This window comes from Streptomyces sp. NPDC059142 (assembly GCF_042755665.1).
In the GTDB taxonomy this organism is placed as follows: domain Bacteria; phylum Actinomycetota; class Actinomycetes; order Streptomycetales; family Streptomycetaceae; genus Streptomyces.
Window position 1 is genome coordinate 1 of record NZ_JBHZDA010000219.1, and the last position, 1,655, is coordinate 1,655.

Sequence of the window (1,655 nt, forward strand, 5' to 3'; positions counted from 1 at the left end):
GAAGGGGGTGTCCCGCGGGACACCCCCGGACGTCACAAGGTCAGGACGTCACTTGTTGACACAGGCGTTGCCGAAAGCGGGGTTCAGGAGCCCGATGACGTCGATGCTGTTGCCACAGACGTTGACCGGCAGGTGGATGGGCACCTGGACGACGTTGCCCGAGAGGACGCCCGGCGAACCGACGGCGACGCCCTCGGCGCCCGCGTCGGCCATGGCGGGAGCCGCGGCACCTACGGCGAGGAGCAGACCGGCGACGATCGTTGCGGCCTTCTTGCACTTCATGTTGAGCCCTTTCCGCAGCGGCGAACACGTCCGCACGACCGTCGTGCGGACGTGAGCCGTCGACTTCCGGCTCGCACTCCGCTGCGAAAACACCAACGAGAGGGGCGTTCCGAGGAAACTGTCCCGATTTACGACATCGCTGTTTCACCCGATTGCACCCTTGAGAATTTTCGTTTCTGCGGGCAGGGCCGAAAGGGGGAGGCGGGGAGCCGGTACGGAGGCGGACGGAGACGCCGGACGGGCCGTACAGGGCGCCATTGCCCCGTACGGCCCGTCCATCGCGCGCCGAACGGTCGGGTCAGCCGTTGCCGACACCGTTGCCCGAGAGCACCGGGATGTCCTCCAGCAGGTGCGACAGCGGCTCGTCGCCCTTGGCCTGGGTGGAGTTCTCCGCGCACTGCTGGTTCTGCGGGGAGGACAGGACGTTGACGTCCTGGACGGCGACGGGCACGAGGAGGCCGACGAGCGAGCCCACGTTGGCCTTGACCGGCACACCGAGGCACAGCTTGTTCAGCGACCCCTGGACCAGCTCCAGCTGAGGGCTCTGGTCGCCCTTGGTCACGGCGTTGCCGAACGCCTGCTTGGCACCGTTGCCGCTGAACGACGTGGTGCCGCCGTCATCGGCGATGGCGAGGGCCGGAGCTGCGGCGGCGGCGGAGACGCCGACGACGGAGACGGCCACGGCCGCACCCGCCATAATCTTCTTGATCACGGTCTGTTCCTTTTCTCAGGAAATGCATGTGGAGCGACCTGAACAACCGGGCGGCGCTCTTTTGGTTCTCCTCGGCTCTCCTGCTTCACCCGATCGGCTTGCTCGCCTCCCTGGACGCCGTATATCGCCGGTAATAGGCCGTTGGAGTGAAGGGCCAGAACCAAACCGGTGGCGCGGAGTTGCACAGGGGGCCCCGGGGATTTTGGGGCATCCTTCAGAAGGGGACTCATCGTGATCAAGAAGGTTATGGCCGGCGCGGCCGTCGCCGCCTCCGTCGTCGGCGTCTCCGCCGCCGCCGCGGCCCCGGCTCTCGCCATCTCCAACGACGGCGGCACCACGTCGTTCAGCGGCAACGGCGCGGACCAGTGGTACGGCAACTCGGCGACCTACGGGAACATGAGCCCGCAGATGGCGCTCATCCAGGGTTCGCTCAACAAGCCCTGCATCGCCCTGCCCGCCAAGGCGAACGTCGGTTCGCTGCTGGGTCTGGTGCCGATCTCGGTCCAGGACCTCAACATCCTGTCCTCGCCGCAGAACCAGCAGTGTGTCGAGAACTCGACGCAGGCCAAGGGCGACGAGCCGCTGTCGCACATCCTGGACAACATCCCGATCCTGTCCGGGAACGGCGCCGCCAACAACTGAGGGACCGGCCGTCCGGGCC

3 protein-coding genes are annotated in these 1,655 nt (G+C 67.1%); 1 reads left to right on the top strand and 2 read right to left on the bottom strand.

All coding sequences use genetic code 11. The annotated features are described in order from the left end of the window. Positions 1 to 48 precede the first annotated feature (48 nt). Positions 49 to 282: a chaplin gene (locus ACFXPK_RS32855; protein WP_385007880.1), complete on the bottom strand. Its 234-nt coding sequence runs from the start codon at positions 280 to 282 to the stop codon at positions 49 to 51. Between the two features lie 298 nt (positions 283 to 580). Beyond that, positions 581 to 991 carry a rodlin gene (locus ACFXPK_RS32860; protein ID WP_385007888.1) on the bottom strand — a complete coding sequence of 137 codons (411 nt, stop codon included), beginning with the start codon at positions 989 to 991 and terminating at the stop codon, positions 581 to 583. 234 nt (positions 992 to 1,225) lie between these two features. On the opposite strand from ACFXPK_RS32860, the gene ACFXPK_RS32865 reads away from it, so the two are divergent. After that, positions 1,226 to 1,636: a rodlin gene (locus ACFXPK_RS32865; RefSeq protein WP_385007883.1), complete on the top strand. Its 411-nt coding sequence runs from the start codon at positions 1,226 to 1,228 to the stop codon at positions 1,634 to 1,636. The last annotated feature ends 19 nt before the right edge of the window (positions 1,637 to 1,655 follow it).